At 62.5% G+C, this 26746-nt stretch carries 22 protein-coding genes; 12 read left to right on the forward strand and 10 right to left on the reverse strand.

The genetic code is table 11. The features are described from left to right. Positions 1-245: 245 nt before the first annotated feature. The gene (locus GSQ88_RS25850) at positions 246-1460 is read right to left on the reverse strand and encodes an ABC transporter substrate-binding protein (RefSeq protein ID WP_159010597.1); all 1215 of its coding nucleotides are present in this window, start codon (positions 1458-1460) and stop codon (positions 246-248) included. Positions 1461-1700: 240 nt separating this feature from the next. Between GSQ88_RS25850 and GSQ88_RS25855 the strand changes: the two genes are divergently transcribed. From GSQ88_RS25855 to GSQ88_RS25865, 3 genes are all read left to right on the forward strand, one after another. Beyond that, a complete protein-coding gene (locus GSQ88_RS25855; RefSeq protein ID WP_159010598.1) occupies positions 1701-2678 on the forward strand; it encodes an aldo/keto reductase in 978 nt (325 codons plus the stop codon). A gap of 337 nt (positions 2679-3015) precedes the next feature. After that, positions 3016-3756 carry an NADPH-dependent F420 reductase gene (locus tag GSQ88_RS25860; protein ID WP_159010599.1) on the forward strand — a complete coding sequence of 247 codons (741 nt, stop codon included), beginning with the start codon at positions 3016-3018 and terminating at the stop codon, positions 3754-3756. Between the two features lie 58 nt (positions 3757-3814). Then, on the forward strand, positions 3815-5149 hold the full coding sequence (locus GSQ88_RS25865; protein WP_159010600.1) for an NTP/NDP exchange transporter: 1335 nt from the start codon (positions 3815-3817) through the stop codon (positions 5147-5149). Between the two features lie 72 nt (positions 5150-5221). On the opposite strand, the gene GSQ88_RS25870 is transcribed toward GSQ88_RS25865, so the two are convergent. Next, a complete protein-coding gene (locus GSQ88_RS25870; protein WP_174248109.1) occupies positions 5222-6709 on the reverse strand; it encodes an aldehyde dehydrogenase family protein in 1488 nt (495 codons plus the stop codon). A 115-nt stretch (positions 6710-6824) separates the two neighbouring features. Between GSQ88_RS25870 and GSQ88_RS25875 the strand changes: the two genes are divergently transcribed. Beyond that, a complete protein-coding gene (locus GSQ88_RS25875) occupies positions 6825-7910 on the forward strand; it encodes a substrate-binding domain-containing protein (RefSeq protein ID WP_159010602.1) in 1086 nt (361 codons plus the stop codon). 290 nt (positions 7911-8200) lie between these two features. On the opposite strand, the gene GSQ88_RS25880 is transcribed toward GSQ88_RS25875, so the two are convergent. From GSQ88_RS25880 to GSQ88_RS25895, 4 genes are all read right to left on the reverse strand, one after another. Beyond that, on the reverse strand, positions 8201-8707 hold the full coding sequence (locus GSQ88_RS25880) for a DUF1543 domain-containing protein (protein ID WP_159010963.1): 507 nt from the start codon (positions 8705-8707) through the stop codon (positions 8201-8203). 84 nt (positions 8708-8791) lie between these two features. Further along, positions 8792-10543, reverse strand: a complete 1752-nt coding sequence (locus GSQ88_RS25885; RefSeq protein WP_159010603.1) for a cytochrome c biogenesis protein DipZ — start codon at positions 10541-10543, stop codon at positions 8792-8794. A 79-nt stretch (positions 10544-10622) separates the two neighbouring features. Further along, a complete protein-coding gene (locus tag GSQ88_RS25890) occupies positions 10623-11597 on the reverse strand; it encodes an aldo/keto reductase (RefSeq protein ID WP_159010604.1) in 975 nt (324 codons plus the stop codon). Positions 11598-11650: 53 nt separating this feature from the next. Further along, positions 11651-12343, reverse strand: a complete 693-nt coding sequence (locus GSQ88_RS25895) for a M24 family metallopeptidase (protein ID WP_159010605.1) — start codon at positions 12341-12343, stop codon at positions 11651-11653. 345 nt (positions 12344-12688) lie between these two features. Here GSQ88_RS25895 and GSQ88_RS25900 point away from each other — a divergent pair, with 345 nt between their 5' ends. Next, entirely contained in the window at positions 12689-14113 is a 1425-nt protein-coding gene (locus tag GSQ88_RS25900; RefSeq protein WP_210253893.1) for an NAD-dependent succinate-semialdehyde dehydrogenase, read from the forward strand. 37 nt (positions 14114-14150) lie between these two features. Further along, positions 14151-14891 (forward strand): SDR family NAD(P)-dependent oxidoreductase, encoded by a 741-nt coding sequence (locus GSQ88_RS25905; RefSeq protein ID WP_159010606.1) that lies wholly within the window; start codon positions 14151-14153, stop codon positions 14889-14891. 125 nt (positions 14892-15016) lie between these two features. On the opposite strand, the gene GSQ88_RS25910 is transcribed toward GSQ88_RS25905, so the two are convergent. Further along, positions 15017-15436 carry a hypothetical protein gene (locus GSQ88_RS25910; RefSeq protein WP_159010607.1) on the reverse strand — a complete coding sequence of 140 codons (420 nt, stop codon included), beginning with the start codon at positions 15434-15436 and terminating at the stop codon, positions 15017-15019. A gap of 469 nt (positions 15437-15905) precedes the next feature. Here GSQ88_RS25910 and GSQ88_RS25915 point away from each other — a divergent pair, with 469 nt between their 5' ends. Further along, a complete protein-coding gene (locus tag GSQ88_RS25915; protein WP_210253894.1) occupies positions 15906-17147 on the forward strand; it encodes a phosphotransferase in 1242 nt (413 codons plus the stop codon). A gap of 177 nt (positions 17148-17324) precedes the next feature. Here GSQ88_RS25915 and GSQ88_RS25920 read toward each other — a convergent pair whose 3' ends face one another. Together GSQ88_RS25920 and GSQ88_RS25925 are read right to left on the reverse strand one after the other, a co-directional pair. Then, a complete protein-coding gene (locus tag GSQ88_RS25920; protein WP_159010609.1) occupies positions 17325-18893 on the reverse strand; it encodes a DUF4403 family protein in 1569 nt (522 codons plus the stop codon). 459 nt (positions 18894-19352) lie between these two features. Next, on the reverse strand, positions 19353-20039 hold the full coding sequence (locus tag GSQ88_RS25925; RefSeq protein WP_159010965.1) for a L,D-transpeptidase: 687 nt from the start codon (positions 20037-20039) through the stop codon (positions 19353-19355). Positions 20040-20312: 273 nt separating this feature from the next. Here GSQ88_RS25925 and GSQ88_RS25930 point away from each other — a divergent pair, with 273 nt between their 5' ends. From GSQ88_RS25930 to GSQ88_RS25940, 3 genes are all read left to right on the forward strand, one after another. Next, on the forward strand, positions 20313-21368 hold the full coding sequence (locus GSQ88_RS25930) for a glycosyltransferase family 4 protein (RefSeq protein WP_159010610.1): 1056 nt from the start codon (positions 20313-20315) through the stop codon (positions 21366-21368). A gap of 30 nt (positions 21369-21398) precedes the next feature. Next, positions 21399-22088, forward strand: coding sequence for a class I SAM-dependent methyltransferase (locus tag GSQ88_RS25935; protein WP_159010611.1), 690 nt, complete (start codon positions 21399-21401; stop codon positions 22086-22088). A 114-nt stretch (positions 22089-22202) separates the two neighbouring features. After that, positions 22203-22820 (forward strand): hypothetical protein, encoded by a 618-nt coding sequence (locus GSQ88_RS25940; RefSeq protein ID WP_159010612.1) that lies wholly within the window; start codon positions 22203-22205, stop codon positions 22818-22820. A gap of 297 nt (positions 22821-23117) precedes the next feature. Here GSQ88_RS25940 and GSQ88_RS25945 read toward each other — a convergent pair whose 3' ends face one another. Continuing rightward, a complete protein-coding gene (locus tag GSQ88_RS25945) occupies positions 23118-24782 on the reverse strand; it encodes an aminotransferase class III-fold pyridoxal phosphate-dependent enzyme (protein WP_159010613.1) in 1665 nt (554 codons plus the stop codon). A gap of 34 nt (positions 24783-24816) precedes the next feature. On the opposite strand from GSQ88_RS25945, the gene asd reads away from it, so the two are divergent. Continuing rightward, the gene (gene asd, locus GSQ88_RS25950; protein ID WP_159010614.1) at positions 24817-25686 is read left to right on the forward strand and encodes an archaetidylserine decarboxylase; all 870 of its coding nucleotides are present in this window, start codon (positions 24817-24819) and stop codon (positions 25684-25686) included. A gap of 74 nt (positions 25687-25760) precedes the next feature. Then, a complete protein-coding gene (locus tag GSQ88_RS25955) occupies positions 25761-26663 on the forward strand; it encodes an NUDIX hydrolase (protein ID WP_159010615.1) in 903 nt (300 codons plus the stop codon). Positions 26664-26746: the final 83 nt, after the last annotated feature.

Raw genomic sequence — 26746 nt, forward strand, 5'->3', positions numbered from 1 at the left:
CAGGATGCGTCGCCGTCATTGCGAGGAGCGATGCGACGAAGCAATCCAGTCTTTCTTGGAGCTCTGGATTGCTTCGCTTCGCTCGCAATGACGATTGTAGCCGGGGCGATGTCGAAACCTTCTCCCTCCCCCTTGCGGGGGAGGGTCGGGGTGGGGGGTGGCCACAAGCTCAGTGCTTGGAGACCCCCACCCCCGACCCCTCCCCGCAAGGGGGAGGGGAGCAGGACGATTGTAGCCGGGCGTTCTCAGTTCGCCTTGACCAGCGGGCAGCCGCCTTTGTCGAGCGGACGGAAGGCTTCATCGCCGGGCACGGTGGCGATCAGCTTGTAGAGATCCCACTCGCCCTTGGACTCTTCCGGCTTCTTGGTCTCGAACAGATACATGTCGTGGACCATGCGGCCGTCGATCCGGATCTTGCCGTTCTTGGCGAAGAAATCGTTGACCGGCGTCGCCCGCATCTGCGCCATCACCTTCGGCGCTTCGTCGGTGCCGATCGCCTCGATCGCCTTCAAATAATGCATCGTCGCCGAATACAGCCCGGCCTGGATCATGGTGGGCATGTGGCCGACCTTGGCGTTGAACCGGTTCGAGAAGGCGCGGGTCTCGTCATTCATGTCCCAGTAGAAAGCGTCGGTGACGATCAGGCCCTGGGTCTCCTTGAGGCCGAGCGAATGGGTGTCGGTGATTTCCTGCAGCAGCGCGATCATCTTCTGACCGCCCTGGGTGATGCCGAACTCGGACGCCTGCTTCAATGCGTTGGTGGTGTCACCACCGGCATTGGCAAGCGCCACGACCTTGGCCTTGGAGGCCTGGGCTTGCAGCAGGAACGACGAGAAATCCGACGAGTTCAGGGGATGGCGGACGCTGCCGAGCACCTTGCCGCCGCTTTCCTTGACCACGTTGGCGGCGTCGCGCTCCAGCGCCATGCCGAAGGCGTAGTCGGCGGTAATGAAGAACCAGGTATCTTCGCCGCGCTTGACCATCGCCTTGCCGGCGACGTTGGACAGCGCGTAGGTGTCATAGGTCCAGTGCACGGTATTGGGCGAGCAGGCCGGGCCGGTGATGTCGGAGCTGCCGCCGCCGGAATTGATGTGGATCTTGTTCTTTTCGCGGGTCAGCGCCGAGATCGGCAGGGCGACCGAAGAGGTCGGCACGTCGAAGATCGCATCGACCTTCTCGTTGTCGTACCAGTTGCGCGCGATGGCGATGCCGACGTCGGGCTTGTTCTGATGATCGGCGGAGGTCACCTCGACCGGCTTGCCCTTCACCTTGCCACCGTAATCGGCAACCGCCATCTCGACGGCGGCAACCGAACCCTTGCCGGTCGCGTCGGCATAGAGGCTCGACATGTCGGTGAGAACGCCGATCTTGACGACATCGTCGGAGATCTGCGCGTTCGCCGCAGTGCCGGACGCGGCGAGAACGAGGCCGGCCGCTACCACGGCTGCAAGTGACTTCATGGTGTCTATCTCCCTTGGGTTTTCGTTTTGGCGTCTTGTGACGCGCCTGTTCTAGCCGCGTTCGGGCAAGCCCGCAAAGCCGACTTTTTGGGTAGGCCGGGCGGAGGCCAGCCGGGTAAATCAGCCTGAAATCGGCGGGAACGCGGGCCTTCGGGTCACTTTTTCTTTGCTGGCAGGTGAGCGGGAGCCGAACGACACTGCCGCGCGTTGGTGTCTTGCTCGGCACGGAGGTCGATCCAGATGGGTTTTGAAAACGGTGTTGATGTCGGCCGCGGCACCTCGCGGCGAGGTTTGTTCCGGGGGGCCTGGCAGGGGGCCTTGGGTGTTGCCTTGGGTGTCGGGGCAGGGCTGATTCTGGACGGGATGCGGCCGGCCTTCGGCCAGCCCGGTTCAGGCATCGCGACCCGGCCGATCCCCCATTCGGGTGAGCTGTTGCCCGTGATCGGGCTCGGCACCGCCAACGATTTTCAGGTCACGCCGGAGGGCGAGGCGAGAGCCAACGTGAAGAAGGTGGTCGATGATCTCCTGGTGCAGGGCTGCAAGTTGATCGACACCGCGTCGTCCTATGGTGCGGCGGAAAGCGTGCTGGGCGATCTGTTGTCCGACCAGGATCGCACAAAAGTCTTTCTGGCCACCAAGATCGAGGACGGCAGCACGTCCGGCGGGTCGGCTGAATTCCACCATTCGCTCGAACGGCTGCGTTATCGACAGGTCGATCTCCTGCAACTGCACAACGTGCAGAATCCACGGCAGGATCTCGCGCCGTTTCGCGACTGGAAGGCGCAGGGGCTCTGCCGCTATATCGGGATCACGACGACGTTCAAGAGCGACTACGGCGCGGCGGAAGCGGTGATCGCCAAACAGAAGCCGGATTTCTTCCAGGTCGATTATTCGCTGGCGGACCGCGACGCCGAAAGGCGGCTGCTGCCCGCCGCGCGCGATGCCGGTGCGGCGGTGCTGACCGCGCTGCCGTTTGGCCGAAGTTCGGTGTTCCAGGCGGTGCGCGGCAAGTCCGTTCCGGAATGGGCGCGCGAGTTCGATGCAACCACCTGGCCGCAATTCTTCCTGAAATTCCTGCTCGGCCATGAAGCGGTGACGGCGGTGATCCCGGGCACCACCAATCCCGCCCATCTGTCCGACAACATCAGCGCCGGAAGCGGCCGGTTCCCCGATGCGAGGCAGCGCCAGGCCATGATCGAATTCTTCGCGACGCTTTGAGAGACTGAACCAAGAAGCGGCCTATCAAACTACGTCTTTCGTAAAGTTCGTCATGCCCGGGCTTGTCCTGGGCATCCACGTCTTTGCAGGACTTAAGCAAGAATAGACGTGGATGGCCGGGACATAGGCGAGCGGAAGCGACGCCGTCCTTCAGACGGCTATGCCCGGCCATGACGAGAGGGTGGCTCTGATGTCAACGATTACGATGATGTGATCGCGCTTCGCTACGTTACGATTCCATACTCCGCCGGCGCGTCGAATAATTCGTGTTTTCGATTGTTAGTTGGATATCCGTTCGCGCCGAAAAAATTACGCCAAAAAAGTGGGAGAGAAATCCATGTCCGATGCCGATCGCCCCAGCCTCAACCGCCGCACGCTGCTGCGTGCCGGCAGCTTTGCCGGTCTCGCTCTCGCCGCGGGCCTGTCACGCCCCGCATCCGCCCAGGCGCCGTTGAAGATCGGCATCATCGGGGGCGGGCATATCGGCAGCACGCTCGGAACGCTCTGGGTCAAATCGGGGCATCCCGTGATGTTCTCGTCGCGCCATCCCGAAGAGCTTGCTCCGCTGGTGCAGGGGCTCGGCGATCTCGCCAAGGCCGGCCCGGTCGCGGATGCGATCGCGTTCGGCGACGTGGTGTTCATCGCGGTGCCCTATGGCGCTTATCCACAGATCGGCAAGGATTATGGCAGCCAGCTGGCCGGGAAAGTGGTGCTCGATGCCGGCAATGCAACGGTGGCGCGCGATGGCGATATCACGGCGGAGACCAAGGAGGAGGGCATCGGCCTGACCTCGGCGAAATATCTGCCGGGCGCCAGGATCGTGCGGGCCTTCAACAGCATGGCCTTCAAGTTTTTCGCCTCGGAAGCCAATCGAGCCGGCGACCGCATGGCGATACCGATCGCAGGCGACGACAAGGATGCGCTGGCGACGGCCTCGACATTGGTGCACGACGCCGGCTTCGATCCGGTCGTGATCGGGCCGCTGGCGCGCGCCAAGGATTTTTCGCAAGGCAATCCGCTTTATGGTCTGCAATTGACGGCCGCGGAAATGCGTCAGCGCGCCGATGCGCTCAAGTAGCTCGCAAGCAAGCAGCTTTCGCAGGTAGCTCTCGCGCTCAGGTAAAGGGTTCAACTTGATGGCACTGGCCGATGCGCCGCCGCAGTCCGATTCCGCCTTCCATCGTTTCCTGAGCAAGATCATCGACGTCAGGCCGAGCGAGGTGCCGGCGCTGGCGTGGTCGTGGCTCTATATCTTCTCGCTGCTGTCGTCCTATTACATCATGCGTCCGATCCGCGATCAGATGGGGGTCGCGGGCGGCGTCAATAATCTGCAATGGCTGTTTACCGGCACCCTGATCGGCATGCTGCTGCTGAACCTGCCGTTCTCCTATCTGGTCAAGACCTTCCCGCGTCAGCAATTCATCTCGATCTCGTATCGTTTCTTTGCCGCCAACATCCTGTTGTTTGCGCTGGCGCTGTATGTCGCGACGCCGGAACAGACCATCTGGGTCGGGCGGATTTTCTTCATCTGGACTTCGATCTTCAATCTGTTCGTGGTTTCGATCTTCTGGCAGATGATCGTCGATGTCTTTACCTCCGAGCAGGGCAAGCGGCTGTTCGGCTTCATCGCCGCGGGCGCCACGCTCGGTGCGATCTCAGGCTCGCTGTTCACGGTATCGACGGTGGAGCATATGGCGCCCGGCTATTTGATGGTCGGCGCGGCATTGATGCTCGAGGTCGCCGTGTTCTGTGTGCGCCGGCTCTCCGGCCTGTCGGCGGCGTTGTCGGAACGGCCGCAGGCCGAGCAGTCGGAGGCGCCGATCGGCGGAACGCTGCTGAGCGGCTTTCGCGATGCGCTGTCGTCGACTTATTTGTTGAATGTGAGCCTGTTTCTGCTGCTGTACGCGGTGACGTCGACGTTCCTGTATTTTCAGCAGGCCGCCGTGGTCAGCCACAGTTTCGAAAGCCGCGCGGCGCAGACCGCCTTTTTCGCCACCGTCGATCTCGGCGTCAACGCGCTGACGCTGGTGGTGCAATTGTTCCTGACCGGTCGGATATTGAAGCGGTTCGGCGTCGGACCCACGCTGTCGCTGCTGCCGCTGTTCAGCGTGATCGGCTTCGGTGCGGTGGCGCTGGTCCCGACCTTGGCCTCGGTGGTCGGATTCCAACTGATCCGCCGTGCCGGCAATTTCGCGATCGCGCGGCCGACCCGCGAGGTGCTGTTCACCGTGCTGCCGCGCGAGGACCGCTACAAGGCCAAGAGCTTTATCGATACGGCGGTCTATCGTCTCGGCGACCAGCTCGGCGCCTGGTCGTTTGCGCTGCTCACCTTCCTCAAGCTCGGCCTCGGCGCGATCTCCATCGTCGCCGCGGCGGCCTCGGTGCTGTGGCTCATCAATAGCTGGTGGCTCGGCCGCAGGCAGGACGTGCTGGCGCAAGCGCAGGAAACGCGTTCGGAAGTGGCGAACTGATATCGATCGGTGACGGCGTGTCGGCGGCTGCGCCCGGCCGATCGTGTCGGCCGGGTGCAAAGGTCCGGTTTCTCACACGTTGAGATTCATCCAGACCGCCTTCGGCTCGGTAAAGTTATCGATTGCGGCGGTGCCATGTTCGCGGCCGAAGCCGGAATCGCGCACGCCGCCCCACGGCAACCGCACATCGGTATAGCCATAGGTATTGATCCAGACCGTACCGGCCTTCGCCTTCTTGGCGAAACGCTGCACACGGCCGATGTCGCGGCTCCAGACGCCGGCGGCGAGGCTGTAGGCCGTGCCGTTGGCGATGCGCAGCGCGTCGGCTTCATCGCGGAACTTGATTACGCTGACCACGGGGCCGAAGATTTCCTCCTGCGAGATCCGCATCTCATGCTCGACGCCGGCGAACACCGCCGGGCTGATGAAGTAGCCGCGGTCGCCGACCCGCTCGCCACCGGTGGTCAATAGCGCGCCTTCCTTCTGGCCGATATCGACATAATCGAGGATGCTCTTCATCTGCTTTTCGGAGATCACCGGGCCCATCACGGTGGCGCGGTCGGCGGGATCACCGAGCCGGATCGACTTGGCGCGCTGGGTCAGCCGCTCGACCACTTCGTCGTAGACCTTTTCGTGCGCCAGCACGCGGGAACCTGCCGAGCACACCTGTCCGGCATTGAAGAAGATGCCGGACGCGGCGGCCTTGCTGGCGGCTTCGACATCGGCGTCGTCGAAGATCACGTTGGCGGACTTGCCGCCGAGTTCGAGCGACACCCGTTTGAAGTTGCCGGCAGCACCCCGCAGAATGCCACGGCCGACGCCGGGCGATCCAGTGAAGGTGATCTTGTCGACGTCGGGATGATTGACTAGGGCTTCGCCGACCGTTCGGCCGGGGCCGGTGACGATGTTGAGCACGCCCGGCGGCAAGCCTGCCTCGAGCGCCAGTTCGCCGAGACGCAACGCCGACAACGACGTCAGCTCGGCCGGCTTCATCACGATGGTGCAGCCGCAGGCCAGCGCCGGCGCCAGCTTCCACATCCCGATCATCAACGGGAAATTCCACGGCACGATCACGGCGACGACGCCGACCGGCTCGCGCACCGTGTAGGTCAGCGCGTCATCGCGGGTGGAAACCACCTCGCCGTGGATCTTGTCGGCCCAGCCGGCGTAGTACGTCAGCGTATCGATCGCGGCGGGCAGATCCTGCCGCAGCACGCCGGAGATCGGCTTGCCGGCATCGAGGCTCTCAAGTGCGGCGATTTCGTCGGCATGCTGCTTCATCAGCTCGACCAGCCGGAGCAGGATTTGTCCGCGCTCCGAGGCCTTCATGGTGCGCCAGGGACCTTCGAAGGCGCGCCGCGCCGCGGCAACCGCGCGATCGACGTCGGCTGCGTTGCCTTCGGAGACCTCGGCGATGACCTGTTCGGTGGCGGGGTTGAGGGTCTTGAAGGTGCGGCCGGAGACCGAGGGGACATGCTGGCCGTCGATCAGCAGCAATCTGGGCTTGGCGATCGAGGTCGGCGCGGTCACGTCGCGGGAATAGTCATATGCAATCGACATCATATTCCTCCTGTTATTTCCTCCAATGTGTGTATTAAATATACCAGAGTAAATATGATATCTTCTGCCTATGACGCCTCATGATATGAAGTAAATTTCATAAGTGGATAGGCCAATGCACATCGAGATCGAGACCGTCTGGCGATTCCACAAGGAGGGCAGCCCGCAAACCGCGGTGGTGATGCTCGGCATCCTCAACGAGATCCGGAAAACAGGAAAACTCACCAGTGCGGCGAAACATGCCCAGCTGTCCTATCGACATGTCTGGAACCTGGTCGAGCAGTGGTCGGATTTCTTCGGCGTTCCCCTGGTCGAAACCCATCGCGGCAAGGGCACCAAGCTGACCGCGTTCGGCGAAAAGCTGGTCTGGGCCGGTGAGCGCATGCAGGCGCGTCTTGGTCCGCAGCTTGAGAACCTGGCGCAGGAACTCGCGACCGAGATCAAGCCGTTCCTGCACCAGCGCCCCTCGGTGATCCGGGTTCACGCCAGCCACGGTTTTGCCGTCTCGAAGCTGCGCGAATTGCTCGACCGGGAACCCGGCATCGGCGTCGACCTGCGTTATGTCAGCAACCAGCACTCCTTGGTCTCGCTGGCGCAGGGCGCCTGCGACCTCTCCGGCGTGCATCTGCCGCGCGGCGAATTGCGCGCGCAGAGCATCCGCGCCTGCAAGGAATGGCTCGACCCGCGCGAGGACCGCGTGATTCATTTCGTGACCCGCGAGATGGGACTGATGGTCAAGCGCGGCAACCCGCTCAAGATCGATTCGTTGCAGGCGCTGGTCGAGCGCAAGGCGCGTTTCGTCAACCGCGACCACGATTCCGGCACCCGCCTGCTGTTCGACCAGTTGCTGGCCCAGCACAGGATCGACGAAGCCAAAATCAGCGGCGCGCAGCAGATGGAGTTCACCCACGCCGCGGTCGCCGCCTACGTCGCCAGCGGCATGGCGGATGCGAGTTTTGGCGTCGAGGCCGCGGCCCGGCAATTCGGGCTCGATTTTGTCAGGCTGTTGACCGAGGATTATTTCTTTGTCTGCAAGCGCGGCTTCCTGGAAACCGAGCCGATGCGGCGCGTGCTCGACATCATGAAGGGCCGCGAATTCCACGAGGAGGTCGCAAGCCTGCCCGGCTATGTCGCCACCGACACCGGCACGGTCAGCAGCGTAAAGGAATTTCTTGAGAGTGTGGATACGGGTGCGGGCTGAAACAGAGCGCGATAAGGCTGGGCAACTCCTCTTCCTCGCCCCGCTCTTGAGCGTGTGAAGCTACCTCGGCGGCCGTCATCCCCGGGACGAACGCAATTGCGTTCGCCCGTGAGGAGCGCGCCCTTGCGCGCGTCTCGAAGGATGGTGTTCAGCGCAGTGCTTGCGGCCATCCTTCGAGGCGCGCAAAAAAGCGCGCACCTCAGGATGACGTCGGTGATTGTTTCACAGCCTTTCTTGCGGGGCGAGGTGACGAACTTGCGTCATTCCGGTCAAGCTCGCGCACCGTTTACTCACGCGATCGGCAGATATTTGCAGACGAACGTAAAGGGCTTTTCGCGGGCGGCTTTGGTCAGTTTCAGCGAATATCCGTAGCGTTGCATCGATGCGGTGACATCGACCGCCTTCTCGACGTCGAACAGCCTGTCCCGGTGCGGCAGCGTCCAGTGCCGGATCTGGGCTTTTGCCCGGGCTTTGGCGCTGTTTTCGTCCGGCATCACCAGCAGGATATTCTTGTGCAGTTCGCTGAATTCGGCGGGATCGTAGCCGCCGAGATTGACGAAGAAGAGTTTGTCGCGGCCTTCAGCCGGCGCATCCGTGGTCAGCGTGATATCGAAGCCATCGGCTTGCTCGACGGCGCCCCAGCAATCCAGATGCAGGCTGTCAGCGTCGCCCCACCACTGCCGGCGCAAATCCTCGTGGCAGTCTTCCGGCGTCTCCCCGATCGAAAAGCGCACGTCGTGCAGCTCCACATTGGAGTTGCCGCAATTGCCGCCGACATAAAACATGAACAGCTTCATCGCGCCGTATCCCGTATCGTTGTTCTGACGCGTTTTCTTCACGCGAACCGGTGCCCACTTCGCTTGAAAACGCTCTAGGGGATTTCAGCCGAAAGTAAAAGCATAGGCCTGCGCGCCGGGATCGAGGAAGCGGATCTCGAAGGTATGATCCGCCACCGCGCCGGGATCGCGGACCAGCTGATAGAGCCGCTGCGCCGTCACGACGCCGTTTCCTTCCGGATCGACGTCGATGCCGTGTGCGGCACCCGGGCTCTTGCCGTCGATGGTGACGACAAAGCGAACCGGCTTGCCGTCGGGCGAGGGCCCCAGCACCAGATGCAGGTCGCGCGCGTGGAACCGGTAAACGATGGCGCTGTCCTTTGCATTCGATTGCGCGCGCTCGTTGCCGATGGTCCAGTCGCCGACCAGCGACCAGTCGTTGAGCGCCGGCGTTCCCGCGGCGTACACGTGGCTTGTGTCCTGCACCACGCCGCCCGGCGAGACGAAATGATCGGCGCGGTCATAGCCGACATAGGTCTCGGGCGATTTGACGTCGATCTTGGCGGAGGCGGCTTCCGCACCCGACGCGTTCACCGCGACCATGCCGGACGGGACATTCTTGTCGCCGGCCTCCGCCAGCAATTGCTGGATCACCGCTTCGGACTGGTCATAGTCGCCCTCGCCGAAATGGTGGTGGCGAATCTGGCCTTTGGCGTCGATGAAATAATGCGCCGGCCAATATTCGTTCTCGAAGGCGCGCCAGATCTTGTATTCATTGTCGATCGCGACGGGGTAGCCGATCCCAAGCGCAGCGATTGCCTTCTTGACATTGTCGACGTTGCGCTCGAAGGCGAATTCAGGCGCATGCACTCCGATCACCACCAGGCCGTGATCCCGGTATTTCTCGGCCCAGGCGCGCACGTACGGAATAGCCCTCAGGCAGTTGATGCAGGAATAGGTCCAGAAATCGACCACGACCACCTTGCCCTTCAACTGCTCGGTGGTCAGGGGCTTCGAATTCAGCCACTCAAAGGCGCCATCCAGCGAAGGTGCCGCGCCTTCAACCGGCAATGCCTCGCTCTCGCCGGCCGGCTTGGCGCGCATCATCGAGGGACCCGACATCGCCGTGGTGGATTGCTGCGGGCGCAGTTTGTCGAGCAGGCCCTGCTCCAGCGACGTCGTGCTGCCGACCGAAAGGTTGGTGAGAAAACCGGTATCGAGACCGAGCGCGATCGCCGCGATCGCAACCAATACGGCTGCGCCCAGCCCGCGGCGGATCCATTCGCCGGCGCCGATCGAGCGTTTCATCGCGGCGAACACCCGGCCGCCAACCAGAAGCGCCAGCGCCAGCGAAGTTGCGGCGCCCGCGGCATAGGTCAGCAGCAACAGCGTGGTTTTGACGCTGGCGCCTTGTAACGCCGCGCCGGTCAGGATCAAACCCAGCACCGGTCCCGCGCACGGCGCCCAGAGAAAGCCGGTGGCAACGCCGAGCAACAGCGGCGCCAGCAATGAGCCCTCGGATTGATCGGCCGATTGCGACAGCCGCGCGCCGATCGCGACCAGCGGCCGCATCAAGCGGTCGGCGAGTTCAGGGAACAACAGCGTCACGCCGAAGATCGCCAGCAAGCTCAGCGCGGCGATCCGGCCGTATTGATTGGCCGAGACCACCCAGCCGCCGGCAACCGAGGCCAGCGTCGCCACCACCGCGAACGCCAGCGCCATGCCGACCAGCATCGGCAGGCCGTTCCTCAGGAACGGACGGTCGGCGCGCGCCAGCACGAACGGGATCACCGGCAGGATGCACGGGCTCACGATGGTGAGGACACCGCCGAGATAGGCCAGCAGAAAAAGGAACATGGTCTGTTACGTCCGCCAAATCTTGAGCTTGTTTAAGTCTTGAGTTCGTGAGGTCGTTACGTCCCAGGTTCGTCGGATGTTACATCGATGCGCCGCGCGGCACGTACGGCTTTTCCAGCGCGGCGATCTCATCGGCGGTCAATTTCAGCGAGAGCGCTGCGATCGCGTCGGTCAGGTGCTCCGGCTTCGAGGCGCCGACGATCGGCGAGGTCACGCCTTTCTTCTGCGCCACCCAGGCCAACGCCACCTGCGCGCGCGGTACGCCTCTGGCGGCCGCGACCGTGGCGACGGCGTCGATGATCTCGCGGTCGGATTCCGGAAATTGCGTATAGAGCGTCTTGCCGAATTCGTCGGTCTCCTGGCGCGAACTGGTTTCATTCCACGGCCGCGTCAACCGTCCCCGCGCCATCGGGCTCCACGGCATCACCGCGATGCCCTGATCGGCGCACAGCGGCAGCATCTCGCGCTCTTCCTCGCGAGTCAGCAAATTGACATGGTTCTGCATACTGACGAATTCGGTCCAGCCGTTGAGCCGCGAGGTGTAGATCGCCTTGGAGAATTCCCAGGCCTTCATGTTGGAGGCGCCGATGTAGCGGGCCTTGCCGGCTTTGACGACGTCGTGCAGCGCCTCCATGGTCTCCTCGATCGGCACCTTCGGGTCGGTGCGATGGATCTGGTAGAGATCGACGAAATCGGTCCCGAGCCGGCGCAGGCTGTTGTCGATTTCACCGAGGATCGCCTTGCGCGACAATCCAGCGCCGTTCGGCCCCGGCCGCATCCGGCCATTGACCTTGGTCGCAAGCACGACGTCCTCGCGGCGGACGAAATCCTTCAGCGCGCGGCCGACGATTTCCTCCGACGTGCCGTCCGAATAGACATTGGCGGTGTCGAAGAAATTGATGCCGAGCTCGAGCGCCTGCTTGATCAGCGGCCGGCTTTTTTCCTCATCGAGCGTCCACGGGTGCGGCCCGCGACCCGGAATGCCGTAGGTCATGCAACCGATGCACAGCCGCGACACGCCGAGGCCCGTTTTGCCGAATTTCACATAATCCATGTTGCGTCCATTCGATGGTTGCATTGAAACAATTGGTCGGGATGACAGCGCGGTTACAGCAGGCGCTCATAAAATCCGCCATAGTGCCCGCTCGGCTCGACGAGATGAATTTCAAGGATCCAGTGCCGCTCCTGTCCAAGTTCGTCAGGATCGCTCATCGGCTTGTCATTTCCTGGCTGTATCCGGTTCAGGTTCCTGTCGCCGGGAATTTGGGCGTGGGCGAATTCGCTGACGAGATGGCCAGCGATCACGCCGCCAAAATTCCATCCGGCTTCCGCCGCCGCCTTTTGCGCAAACGCATAGAGATCGGCTCCGGTCATCTCCGGCGATGCGTGATAGTAGGACTGGACCCGGTCGAAAACAATCGGCAGCGCCTCGACCAGCTTCGCGCCGGGATGATTGCCGAGGATATAGGTGCGACCGAGATCGGCCTCCCAATCCTCAAACACAGGCCCGAGATCCACATAGACGATATCGTCCTGGTCGATGTCGCGGACCGGAGGGTTGTCGGCGGCGATCGTCAGCGTGTTGGCGCCGGCGCGCACGATGCGTTTGTGCCAGTGTTTCTCGACGCCGAACTGCTCCAGAGCCAGCGCGTAGATGTCGCCTTCGACCTCGCGCTCGGTCCGCCCCGACCGCACGAGGTCGCGTCGTTCGATCGCGTCAAACAGCGTTTCGGCTCGCTTCTCGGCCGCCATCAAGGCCGCGCGCCGCGCCGACGGAGCCAGGTCAGACTTCTGTTTCATTGCAAAGGCTCCACGCAAAGGCTCCACGATGTCAGGCGCAAGGACGGGACGATCCTATCGTTGCAGGCTTTTCGGAGTGCGATAGGCGCCATGCAGCAAGGCGACGTCTGGCATTCCCAAAGAGCTGGCGGATTGGTTGACTCGACCATTTCGATGACGCCTTATATCCAAACCGATATAACGCGACAAATGGCCACGCGACAAATGGCGTCGTGCTGCGCCACCCGACAGATCGCCGGTCGGGACTGGCTGCTCGCAAAAAATTGAACAACCGATGGCGCCGGCGCGGCACGATGCGTCAAGCGAACGCGCCAAATAACGCGTCAAGTGAAGAGGGGAAACATCATGAACTATCCCGATATCGAGCTCTATATCGACGGCCGCTGGAAGCGCGCGAGCGGCCAGCCCGTGATCAATCCGGCCGACGAAAGCGTGCTCGGGACGGTGCCGACCGCAACGAAGGCCGATCTCGACGATGCGCTGGCGGCCGCCCAACGCGGATTTGCCGTCTGGCGCAGGACGTCTCCGGCCAAGCGGACGCAGATCATCCTGAAAGCCGCGAGCCTCATTCGCGCCCGCGTCGACGAGATGGCGGTGGCGATGACGCTCGAACAGGGCAAGCCGCTCGATCAGGCCAGGCTGGAGATCGTGCGCGGCGCCGACATCCTCGAATGGGACGCGACCGAAGGTCTACGACTTTATGGGCGCATCATCCCGAGCGAGGAGGGCATGCGGCACTCGGTGCTGCGCCAGCCGATCGGACCGGTGGCGGCGTTCTCGCCGTGGAATTTCCCGATGAGCTCACCCGGCCGCAAGGTCGCGGGCGCGCTGTCCGCCGGCTGCTCGATCATCCTGAAAGCGTCCGAGGAGACGCCGGCCGGTGCGGTGCAGCTGGTGCGCGCGTTCCACGACGCGGGTCTGCCGCCGGGCGTGCTCAATCTCGTGTTCGGAAATCCCGCCGAGATTTCCGAATATCTGATCCCGCAATCCGCGATCCGCCTCATCACCTTCACCGGCTCGATTCCTGTCGGCAAGAAGCTCGCTGAAATGGCCGGGCGCTACATGAAGCCCGCGATCATGGAGCTCGGCGGTCACGCACCGGTCATCGTTTGCGACGATGTCGATCCGTTGGCGACGGCGACGAGCTCGGTCGCGGGAAAATCGCGCAATGCGGGCCAGGTCTGCGTGTCGCCGACGCGGTTTTTTGTTCAAGAATCCATCTACGACAAATTCGCCAATGCGTTTGCCGAGAAGGCGGCGCAGTTGAAGGTCGGCGACGGCCTGGATCCATCGGTGCAGATGGGCCCGTTGGCCAATTCCAGGCGGATCGACGCCATGGAGACGCTGGTCGCCGACGCCAAGTCCAAGGGCGCGCGCGTGCTGGCCGGCGGCAGCCGGATCGGCAACCGCGGCTATTTCTTTCCGCTGACCGTACTGGCCGATGTGCCGGACGACGCCCGCGCCATGCGCGAGGAGCCGTTCGGCCCGCTGGCGCTGGTCAATCCGGTGCGCAATCTGGATGAGGCGATCGAGAAGGCCAACTCGCTGCCCTATGGCCTCGCCGCCTATGCCTTCACGCGGTCGGCGCACAACGCCCACCGCCTGGCGGACGATATCGAGGCCGGCAATCTCTCGATCAATCATTTCGTCGCTTCTGTGGCCGAAACGCCGTTCGGCGGCGTCAAGGACAGTGGTTATGGACGGGAAGGCGGGACGGAAGGCCTGCAATATTATACGGTCGCCAAGAACGTCTCGCACAAGATGATCTGATCGCGGAGCTCCCGGCTCCGCCTGGAGGTTCCGATCGATGCAAGAAACGGTCAAAGATCTCAAAGGTCACGTTGCGCTGGTGACCGGCGCCTCCCGCGGTATCGGTGCGGCGGTCGCGCTGGCGCTCGCCGCAGCTGGCGCGTCAGTCGCGGTGAATTATCGCGAACGGGCCGACGCCGCTGAAGCTGTGGTCGCGAAGATCACGGCCTCGGGCGGCCGCGCCATCGCGATTGCCGCGGATGTCTCTCAGAGCGCGGATGTCACAGCTATGGTCGGCCGCGTCACCGAGGCCTTGGGCCCGATCGACATCCTGATCAACAACGCCGGGATGGCGATCGTGCGCGGGGTCGATGATTTGACCGAAGCCGAGTTCGACCTGACCATTTCGGTCAACCTGAAATCGGCCTTCCTGTGCACCCAGGCCGTGCTGCCGTCGATGCGGGCGCGGCAATGGGGCCGCATCGTCAATATCTCGTCGGGCGCCGCGCGCGGCGCCGGCGCCATCGGCGTCCATTACAACGCCTCGAAGGCCGGCATGGAGGGACTGACCCGCGGCTATGCGGCGCGCCTGGTCAAGCAAGGCATCACCGTCAACGCGGTGGCGCCGTCGCTGATCGAGACCGACATGATGGCCGGCCGAACGGAGCTGGCGCGCAACATCCCGCTCGGCCGCATGGGGCAAGCGGATGAAGTCGCGCAGTCCGTGCTGATGGTGCTCGGCAATGCCTACATGACCGGGCAGACGGTGCTGCTGAACGGCGGAATGGCGTTTATTTAGGGCTCGGATTCATAAATCCAGGAGCCGCACATCGGTCGATGTCCGCCTTACAGCGTTTTGCAGACAAAAGTCGGACATCTCTCCATTCCGAAAAGCGCCAATAACGGACATCGCAGTGTTGGCAGTTATAGCTTTTGCTCTTTTCCAAACCGAGGAAAACCGATCGCGTACATCTCGATAGCATAGACAAAGTGCGTCCAAGCGAGGGTCAACCACAGAAGCAGGTGGGGCTTGCATTCGACGGAAGGCTGGCAGTGAACGCGGGTGGGATCGGCGGAATAAACGAGATAGAAAATGAAGATGTCCAGCAAGAACAATCCGATGTTGAGGCGCACTAATCTCTGAGGGGGCGACAGGTCGCGCGCGCGAAATCGAAAATAGAAGACCACGCCAAATCCCGAAAAGAAGATTGAGAGCACGCACGATAATAATAAAAAGCGGGTATTGCCGTCCAACGGCATCTCAAAGTTACGCGAGTACCAAAATGGAAGCCATGGCGGCAACATAAGCAGCATGAAGCCTACAAGCCCACGAAGCTGCTTCATCTCATAGGTCACTTTTTGACCAACGTCCTAGCGTCTGCACTGAAAGCTGGATCAGCATGACTACCGTTACCTTTCGGCTTTGATAGAGCAACGATCCACCAGTAAATTATTCCTGGCGTGAGGTAGAAAACCCAAGACAGAAACGAAGTTGCCTGTTGCTCTGCGAGGATAGGAAACATTCTGAAAAGGATCGGTCGAACGTAGGGTACCCAAAAAGGAAACCAGATCAAGTAAGCGACCCACCACGGATGGCCCGCAAATCTGGCGAAGCGCGCAGTAGGTACAGCGAAGGCGAACCAGGTAATCAGCCAGAAGGCAATGAGAACTAATGCAACGTTCTGCTCTTGATCTGTCATATGAAATCCCAAAACGCATTTTGTGGTTCAGCGAGCTTCATGGTCTTGCCATTCAAGGTCAGTAAGTTGTGAAAATTATTTTCGTCAACCTTTAACACGCCGAATGCTCAATTTTGAATGAAGCCGGTGCGAGTTCCGTTCCGGGTCATCAGCGTCGATTCTACCGTATCTGTGAAATGTTCGTTGTTCGGCGCCTTCCGGACCTTCGGTTCGACGTTGCGAACGTGAGGACAGGCGTGATTCCAGATCCCGAACCGGAGCCTCGAATCGCATTCTTGCGAATCCGGTTCCGCGCGGCGTTCCCGCAATCACGAGCGCGCGGCGGTGCAGAAGTGGTGCGGGTCATCGTCAGCTTCTTCTCGCATGAAATAACTCGCTGCACAGACCGGGGGCTTGGCAGTGTCCGAATTATCGTCCAGAAGCGTCCAATGAAGAATCCAGAGAGCTATTTTCCCGTTGCGCGCTTCGGTGCGGTCAAGCTGGTTACGCCTGTAACAGCGGGGCTTTCTGGCGCCGGCGTCTATGCGGTCACGACCGATTCGGGTGAGTTTTTCCTGCGGATTCCTGCCGCCGGTGTCGACGATCTTTCCTGGATGATTGCGGCACAGCGGCTCGCCGCCGACAGAGGTGTCGCGCCGCAGATCATATCGGTCGATCAGGAGACCGGTGCGGTGGTGTCGGCGAAGGCCGAAGGCGAGCAGCTTGGAATAGCCCTGCGGCAGCCGGATGTTCGCGCGCGCGCGCTTCGGGCGGTCGCCGAAGCGCTGGCGGGCCTGCATGGGATTTCCGCGCCGGATTTCCGTCCGCTCGATACGTCTCTCGGCCAGGCCGTCTGGGAGGAGCAATCGGCAAGAGCGGGATTTCCGGATTGGGCGAGACCGCTGGGGAAGTTCGTTTCGCTTGGATTGGCCGCGCTGGCCAGCGATCCGCGCCGCGTGCTCAGCCACAACGACGCAAACCCCGCGAATCTTCTTTGGGATGGTTCGCAAATCCGTCTGGTTGATTGGGAGCGCGCCGCGCTCGCGCATCCCTATATCGACCTCGCGACACTCTCCAATTTTGTCAATCTGTCGGACGACGATGCGGTCGATCTGCTTGCCATCCAGGAGAACGCCGAGATCACGGCCCAGCAACGCGCCATTTTCGTTGTGCTGCGTAATTTTCTGCGCGTCGTCTACGGCGCGATATTCCTGCGCCTGGCCCCGGATCTGGCGGCAATCGGTTTTCAGGGCCGCGACGAAACGCCGACCCTCAGTGAATGCTTTGTCCTGATGGGAAAGGGCGAACTCAATCCAGCGACGCCGCTCGGCCAGGCCCGGCTTGGCGCGGGGCTTTTCCGTCAGGTTCCGGTTTGAACGCTTGCGATGAGGCCCGCTTCTTCTCCCCTCTCCCTTGCGGGGAGGGGTGGGGGGTCTCCAAGCACGGAGCTTGTGGCCACCCCCCACCCCGACCCTCCCCCGCAAGGGGGGAGGGAGCGCGCTTCCGTTGGCGCGATCGCTCAATCCAGTCTCAGATGTTCCGACGATACTTCGTCACAACCCCGGCAGCGCCGTCACGAATACACTGAGCGAGCCCTCGGCTTCCGCGATCACGCGCAGCGTTTTGGAATCGAAGGCGATGTAGGCGAGCTCGACACGGGTGATCTCGGCCGCGATCCGCACGCCGTCCTCGTTCTTCTGAAAGTCCGATATCGCGGCGGCGACCTTTTTCTGGGCGTTGGCCGCGAACGGCTTCAGATCGAGCACCGCCTTGTCGGCCAGCGTCTGTTGCAGACGCGGCATCACCTCGCGCGCCGCGGCTCCCAATAGCCCGAGGGCTGCTTCGGATTCGACGGCGAGCTGTACGTCGGTCAGCCGCAGCGTCTGCTCCGTCGGATTGAGCACCGGCCGGCCCCAGATCTGTACGGTGGCGTCGGCGCCGAACCCGAACCAGCTCTTTTTTTCCTTGGCGTGCACCAACAGCGAGATCAGCAGCCGGTCGCCGGACGCCGCCACCGTCGCCTGCTTCACGGTGACGTCGACCGCGCCCGAGCCGTCCTCGGGAAAGGTCTTGCCCGCGAATTGCGTTTCCAGGATCTTGTTGATGTCGGTGAACGGCAGATCGATCGGCACGCCGATGTTCACCCCCGCCGGGGTCGGCGGGATGATCGAGATCTTGTCGGGGAACGGGCAGTCGGGCTTGGTCTGCTCGGACGTGATGCGGGTCTCTGCTTCGATGCCGATCGTGGCCGTGACCGCGGATGCATCGACGCGCGGCTGCACCGCGATGGCGCGGGTCGGCCGCAATTCGAGCCAGAGCGGCGGCAGGGTCGAAGAGGCGCCGGTGCCTTGCAGCGGGATCGAGCGGCAAGCCTTGGCCCACTGCACCCGCGCGCTCTGCTCGAAGGTCCGGTCGTTGCGGATCCGCGTCGAGACCGCCTCCATTTGATCGGCGACGTTCTTGTCGATCACCGGCTTGACCTGCGCCGGAACGCTGACGCGCGCGCCGGCGACCGACAGGCTCGAATCGCCGAGGTTGACCTGGGCCTGCAAGTTCGGCTCGAAGTGCCAGGCCGCGGCGAGTTTCGGCCGCGAGGTGATGCTGATGGTGCCCTTGATGTCGGCGTGGGCGTTCAGCTCCTTGATGTTGATGCTGCCGATCTGCTTGGCGGCCTTGTCGCCGAGCAGGCTGCCGAGCGCGTTGCTGACCGCGCCGGTCGCCTTCGACGACAGCGAGCCCGTGACATTCAGGGTTCCGGTCAATGGCGTCGCCAGGGTCAGCACATCCGAAGCGCCACTGGCCGCGATCGGGCCGCGCGAGGCGGTCCAGCCGATATCGGCGTTCTGCAGAATCTGCGGTGCCGGGTTGTCGGCCTTGCCGGTGAAGGTGCGCGGCGCGGCGCGGTCGGCGGCGTCGCGGATCGCGGCAATCGAAATCGAGACCGGCGCCAGCACCGTGGAGCTGCGCGCGGCCGGCGGCAGCGGCGGCAAGGCTGTGATCGGCGCCGCGTTGATCGGCGCGCGCGGCGACAGCCAGTCGAACGCCTTCAGGCTGGCGAAAAAAGACAGCGCGACGACCACGCTGGCAAGCAGGATCGTCCTTAGACGTAACGGCAGACGCATCGTCCCCCCGGACTGATTGAGGGGCGAGTTTACAGGCTGGATTCTATCGGCGCCAGCGCGACTTAGTGGCGATTTAGGTAACACCTGAGGCGGCTTGGCGAAAATTTGCGGCGCGGTCCGGGCCACCGCCACGGTTCTGACACGCCGCGGGCACGATCCCGGATTTAGCCCGGGAGTTTGTTGCTGGTCAGAAACAGCAATGGCGCGGAAGACCCGCGCCATTTACCTCTTGGGCACCTCGACTACTGAGAGCCCTGTGACGCTATTTCGGCCGTCATCCTGAGGTGCGAGCTCTTGCGAGCCTCGAAGGATGGTGTTCAGCGTCGTGCTTGCGGCCCATCCTTCGAGGCTCGCCGAAGGCGGCGAGCACCTCAGGATGACGATCGAGCCTGTCTGCGCGGCCCCGGCGGCAAGTTCCTCAGGATGAGGTTCGTAGCCTCCGTCATCCTGGGACGTTCGTCAGCTTCGCTTGTCGCCGGCATTGTCCGCGCGCCGGTCCGTCATCGGCATCACAATCACCCTGGTGCCGACATTGACTCGCGAATAGAGATCCGAAACGTCGGCGTTGGTGAGGCGGATGCAGCCAGACGATACATGCGTTCCGATGGTCGCCGGCGCGTTGGTGCCATGGATGCGATACACGGTGCCGCCGAGATACATCGCGCGGGCGCCGAGCGGATTGCCGGGGCCACCGGCCATGTAACGCGGCAGATAGGGTTGGCGCGCGATCATTTCCGGGGGCGGGGTCCAGTCCGGCCACTCGGCTTTCTTGGTCACCGACTGCACGCCCGACCAGGTAAAGCCTTCGCGGCCGACGCCAATGCCGTAGCGGATCGCCTGACCGCCACCGAGCACATAATAGAGATAGGTGTTGGGCGTATCGATGACGACGGTGCCGGGCGCCTCGCGGGTCGGGTAGCTCACGATCTGGCGCCTGAGCCGCGCCGGCAGTTCCGCCGCGCTACCCTGATCGTCTTCCGGCGCGGCCTGCACCATCGGCGCCGGCTGCGTCGTGATCAATGGAAACAAAGGCGTCGCCGAAGCGGGCGCGGTAAACGCCAGCGCGCCGATCGCCAATGCGCCGAGCGCCAATAGATGAGAGGTGGCACGGCGGCAATTCAGCTTCGAAATATCCAGCCTGAACATGTGTCGTCCCCTGTTTTGTTTCACGCCTCGATCCGGCGCGTTGTTGGGACGATCGATAGCGGACAGGCGTTTCCAGAGCTTTGCTTCAAAAGCGAAAAACGGCTTCGTCGCGGCAACGAATTGTTTCATGACAGTTTCATGAGGCGACGAGCCCCGAAGGTTAACAAAAATTGGCCTAACACTTCGATGACGTCATACGCCTGAAATATCCATGGCCGAACGTCGGGAGATTAAGAATCAGCTAGCTCGTCAACTATCTCTTAGGCCTCCTCGATGCGGATTTTGATCGCGACCGATGCTTGGCACCCGCAGGTGAACGGCGTGGTGCGCACGTTAACCTCGCTGGCGCGAAGCGCTGCCGGGCTCGGGGTCGACATCGACTTTCTGACCCCGGACGGCTTCCCGTCGATGGGGTTGCCGACCTATCCCGGCCTTCGAGTAGCGCTGCCGAACCGGCGCGAGATCGCCAAACGGATCGAGGCGGCTTCGCCGGACGCCATTCATATCGCGACTGAAGGCCCGATCGGTTGGGCGGTGCGCAGCTATTGCCGTCGCAACAAGCTGGCCTTCACCACCTCCTATACGACGCGCTTTCCGGAATATGTCGAGGTCCGCACCGGCATTCCCGCCAGCGTCGGCTATGCCGTGCTGCGGCACTTTCACGCGGCCGCCGCCATGATCATGGTCGCAACCGACTCGCTCAAGGCCGAACTCGGCGCGCGCGGATTCAAGAAACTCGGCTTCTGGACCCGCGGCGTCGACACCGATCTGTTCAATCCGGATCAGCCGGCCCCGCTCGATTTGCCGAGGCCGATCTTCATGACGATGGGCCGCGTCGCGGTCGAAAAGAACATCGAGGCGTTTCTCTCGCTGGAGCTGCCGGGCACCAAGGTCGTGATCGGCGACGGACCACAGCGCGCGGAACTCGAGCGCAAATATCCGTTAGTCAAATTCCTCGGCGAGAAAAAAGGCCAGGACCTGACCTCGCATCTGGCCGCGGCCGACGTCTTCGTGTTTCCGAGCAAGACCGACACCTTCGGTGTCGTTCAACTCGAAGCGCTCGCCTGCGGCACGCCGGTTGCGGCGTTTCCGGTCACCGGTCCACTCGATGTGATCGCCGACCATCCGATCGGCGCGCTCGACGAGAATTTGCAGAGCGCCTGCCTGCGCGCGCTTCAGATGTCGCGTGAGACGTGTCGTAATTTTGCGATCGAGCGTTCCTGGGAAAACAGTGCGCGTCAGTTCATCGGCAATTTGACCGCGTTGCAGCCAAGCCGTTCGCTGCGGCCCTCCCGCCTGGTCGCGGGCAGAACCGCGGTACGCGGCTAATCATCATCATCACAGCAAGTTGGAACCATCATGGCGGAAACCTTGAAACTGGACGGCACCGATCAACTGGACTTCGACCGCGAGACGGTCGAGCGCGCCTATGATCGCTGGGCTCCCATCTATGACCTCGTGTTCGGCGGCGTGTTCGGCAAGGGCCGGCAGGCGGCCATCGTCGCCACCAACAGCCTTGGCGGCCGCGTGCTCGAGGTCGGCGTCGGCACCGGGATCTCGTTGCCGCAATATGCCGCCAACACCCGCGTGTTCGGCACCGATATTTCGGAAGCGATGTTGCGCAAGGCGCATCAACGGGTGAAAGAGCTCGGGCTGAAAAATGTCGAAGGTCTCGCGGTGATGGACGCCGAGAAGCTCGAATTCCCGGACAATTCGTTCGACGTCGTGATGGCGCAATATGTCGTCACCGCGGTACCGAATCCGGAAGTAGCCCTTGATGAATTCGCCCGGGTGTTGCGGCCCGGTGGCGAGATGATCCTGCTGAGCCGGGTCAGCGCCGACGCCGGCGTGCGCCGCTTCATCGAACAGCGGCTGCAGCCGGTGGTACGTCCGCTCGGCTTCCGCACCGCCGAGTTCGCCTGGTCGCGCTTTGCGAAATGGCAGGCTGGTGCTGCTGGTATCGAACTGGTCGAGCGCCGCCTGGTGCCGCCGCTCGGACACTTCTCGCTGATTCGGTTTCGCAAGGTCGAGATCGCCGCGGCCGCCTGAGGCGGTCGCGAACTTACCAACAGTCCGGCTGCGTCTAGTTATATGTCATTATGATGATGTCACATGCCGGACATCGAATCCCTGTATCGATATCCCGGAAGATGGAGACGAATGATGCTCGATAATTTCAGAGAGGCTCTGCACACGCAGCGCTGGGATGACCACCGCTTTTATCACCACAGCCGCATCAACCAGAGTTTGCACTTTGTCAGCGCCTCGAGCTTTCTCGTTGGTTACGTGATGATGTTCTTCGATCCGGTCGCCGCCGCGCTGCTGGGCTGGTGCGTCTCGATGACCACGCGTCAGGCCGGTCATTTCTTCTTCGAGCCGAAGGGCTACGACCACGTCAACCAGGCTACTCACGAGCACAAGGAAGAGATCAAGGTCGGCTACAATCTGCAGCGCAAGATCGTGCTGATGACGATCTGGGCGCTCTCGCCGCTGGTGCTGTATCTCGACCCGACCATGTTCGGCCTGTTCAAGCCCTGGGTGTCATCGGCCGATTTCATGCGGCAGGTCGCCAAGATCTGGCTCGCGGTCGGCGTCGGCGGGCTGTTGTTCCGCACCATCCATTTGTTCTTCATCCGCGACGTCGAGACCGGCCTGGTCTGGATGACCAAAATCCTGACCGACCCGTTCAGCGATTTCAAACTCTACCACAAGGCGCCGCTGGCGCTGCTGCGGGGCGAGCTGATCGATCCCGGTCTTGAGAAGCACGTCAAGCACGCGTGATTCGCGATCCCGAATACTCGCAACATTCGTCATGCCCGGGCCTGTCCCGGGCATTCCCGTTCTTGACCTCCGGGAGGACGTCATCCCCGGGATGAACGCAATTGCGTTCACCCGTGAGGTGCGAGCTCTTGCGAGCCATCGAAGGATGGCTGCAAGCACGGAGCTGAACATCATCCTTCGAGACGCGGCGAAGACGCCGCTCCTCAGGATGACGCCGAGAAGCGCGAAGACGTGCTTCTCGTTTTCAGTCTGGCCACGACGAAAAGTGACTCAATGTCGATGAATGAAGGCGCGCGCTCAGCGCTTGAACTTCCGGGCGATGATCTCTTTGAGAATCCGCCGCTTGATGGCCTTGTTGGTCAGCGACGCATCGCGCCACCACCAACCGTCTTGCTTCATCCTGGTTGCAGCCGCGGCGAACCGCTTGGTCACCTCGGCGAAATCGGCATCGGTGTAGTTCAGGCTGAAGATCAGGCGCCCGGTTCCGACCCAGCTCAGCGCCAGCCCTTCGGCCCGCAGATAATACTGGAACATCCAATTATAGCGGGACGGCTCGGTGTAATGGACCATCCAGATCGACGACAGATTGCTGAGACGCACCGGCAGATCCTGCGCGGCCAGCATGTCGTTCAATTGCCGCGCCCGTTCGTTCCAGAGCTCATCGAGTCCATTATAGACGGCATTGAAATTGGGGCTGTCGAGCCGGCTCAGGAATTCATCCATCGCCGTCATCACATAGGGATGCGAATTGAAGGTGCCGCGGGCAAAGCAGATATCGGCGGGACGGTCGTCGCGGAAGCGCCGCATCAGATCCTTGCGTCCGCAGACCACGCCGATCGGCAAGCCTCCGGCGAGGCTCTTGCCGTAGGTCACCATGTCGGCCTGAACGCCGAAATATTCCTGGGCGCCGCGGGCGGCGAGCCGGAAGCCGACGAAAACCTCATCGAAAATCAGCACGATGTTGCGCTCGGTGCAGACCTCGCGCAGTTGCTTCAGCCATTGGCCATAGGCGGCGCGATCGAAGCGCGAGCCACGCGAGCTGTCGACCAACGCGGAATCGCCGGGCGCGTTGGCGTTGGGATGCAGCGCCTGCAGCGGATTGACCAGCACGCAGGCGATGTCGTTGCGCGTCCTCAGCACATGGAGCGTACGCTCCGACATGTCGGCCAAGGTATAGGTCTCGTGCGGCGACACCGGATTGCCGATGCCGGGCTGCACGTCGCCCCACCAGCCGTGATAGGCGCCGGCGAAGCGAACCAGATGCGAGCGGCGGGTGTGGTAGCGCGCCAGCCGCACCGCCTGCATCACCGCTTCGGTCCCCGACATGTGGAACGAGACTTCGTCGAGCCCGGAAATCTCGCACAGCCGTTTGACGTTGTCGGTGATGACGGGGTGGTAGGAGCCGAGCACCGGGCCGAGCGCATGCGCCCGCTTTTCGCCCGCGGTGATGCACTCCTTGTAGAAGTCATTGCCGAAGATGTTGACGCCGTAGGAGCCGGTCAGGTCGTAAAAGACATTGCCGTCGAGATCGGTGACGGTGACGCCGGCCGAGGACTCCATGAAGGCGCTGGTGGCAAGATTTTCCCGCACCAGCCGGCTGTACTGGAACGGCACCCGGTAGGTTTCGGTGAATTGCAGGTCGGAAATGCGGCTCGACACTTCAGCGGTCGCCGCGCGGCCCCGGGCGTAGTGCGTGGCGTAGAAGCCGGCGAGCCGGAAGAAGGCGTCCTCGCGCTGCGTGGCGATGTCGCGCGGCGCGCCGTCGGAGCGGAAGAAATCGTTGATATCGAATTCGTAAAGGGGCACCAGGCGGGCCACCATCTTGGACATCTTGGAATGCCCGGTCAGCGAGCGGTGCTTGGCCCGCGACAGCGCCAGCCGCGCCTGCACTTTGGGGAAGGCTGCGGTGACGCCGGCAATCGCGGCGGCGGACAGCGACAGAATCGGAAGGGACGAATCCATGCCGCCAGCGCTAGCGAATCCTGCTGACAGATTCATGACAATCAAGAACCTGATCGCAGGCCTGACCCAGCAGGAAGACCTCAATTTCCTGCTCACCAACCGGATTCCACGGGCGGCGGTGACCCGTTTCATCGGCTGGTTCAGCAAGATCGAGCAGCCTTTGGTCCGCGATCTCTCGATCGCCTGCTGGCGGATGTTTTCCGACCTCGATCTGTCCGAGGCCAAAAAAACCAGCTTCAAGAGCCTGCACGATTGCTTCACCCGCGAATTGCGCCCCGGCCTGCGGCCGGCCGACCCGGACCCTACGATTGTGGCCAGTCCGTCGGATGCCATCGTGGGCGCCCATGGCGCGATCGCCGACACTGAATTGTTTCAGATCAAGGGCGCGCCTTACGCGCTGCTGGATCTGCTGGGCGATCCCGCTCTGGTCGAGGCGCACCGCAACGGGCGCTTCATCACGCTGCGGCTGACCTCGAGCATGTATCATCGCTTCCACGCGCCCTATGACTGCCGGATCGAGCGGGTCACGTTCATCCATGGCGATACCTGGAACGTCAATCCGATCGCGCTCAAACGGGTCGAGCGGTTGTTCTGCAAGAACGAGCGGGCGGTGCTGCAAACCCGGCTCTCGACCGGCGAAGCGCTCACTTTGGTGCCGGTGGCGGCTATCCTGGTCGCCAGCATCCGGCTGCATTTCCTCGATGTGATGCTCAATGCGCAAACCAAAGGGCCGACCGAGTTCCCATGCGATGTCAGCGTCCGCAAGGGAGACGAGCTCGGATGGTTCGAACATGGCTCGACCATCATCGTGCTGGCGCCGGATCATTTTGAATTTTGTGACAACATCGTGGAAGGCGCGCCGATCCGCGCCGGTCAACCGCTGATGCGAAAATCACCGACATAACTGGTGTCGGCGTCACACGTGTTTATATAATCGTGCTCAAATTCGATTCGAAATCGCACATGTGAGACGAGATAATGGCGCGAACGCCTGTTATGGCGGCCGGAGGTATTGTGCTGCGGCGGGAAAAAAATCCCCGCATCGCGGTGGTGCGGCTGCGCAAGCGCAATGAATGGGTGCTTCCGAAGGGCAAGCTCGACGATGGCGAGACGCCGCGCGCGGCGGCCGAACGTGAAGTGCTGGAAGAAACCGGGCACGATGTGTCGGTGCACGAATTCCTGGGCACGCTGGTCTACGAGTCCGGCGGTGGTTTCAAGGTCGTGCATTACTGGCGCATGCAGGCCGATGGCGAACCGGCCCACGAATTGATGCATGACATCAAGGAAGTCGATTGGCTGCCGCTGGACGCCGCGCTGGAACGGCTGTCGCGCGGATCCGAGCGCGCGTTTCTGGCCAATGTGGGCCCGATCGCGTTGCAGGCTGCGGCCACGGCGGAGACCGCACGGCGATCGCGCGCCAAGGCGCCCGCGCCCGAGAAGCGCCGCAGCCGCCGCGCGGCACCGGCGCCAACGCCGGTGATTTCTCCTCCGCCCGAGCTGCCCGCTACAGCTTCGATCGCTCATGAGGTGCTGGGTGCCGCGCCGCCTGATCTCGTCGAAGCCGCACCGGAAGTAGCACAGCTCGTGCAAGATCAAGGCGCGCCCGTCGATAGCACGACGGTGGAAACCGGCGTGCCGGAAATCGAGCCGGCGGAAATCGCGCTTTGGGAATCCGAGGCGTCGGAAGCAGACGCGGCTGCCAATTCGGAGGATTTCCGGATGGTTCCGCAATCGACCGAACAACAGCCGGACATAGCGGCGAACCTGCCGACCGAACCTGAGCAACCGGATTCCGCGAACAGCGGTGTAGCGCGTACCGATCAAGGCGCGCGCGTCAGCCTGGTGCGAAAAGTCCGCGATTGGCTGACCCGCGCGGCGTAATTTGGTTGCGTATTTTCCTGGAAGCGCGCGCGATCTAAAATTCCGACCACGCGTCCGTCATTGCGAGCGAAGCGAAGCAATCC

The organism is Bradyrhizobium sp. S69 (genome assembly GCF_009766005.1).
Lineage (GTDB): Bacteria > Pseudomonadota > Alphaproteobacteria > Rhizobiales > Xanthobacteraceae > Bradyrhizobium.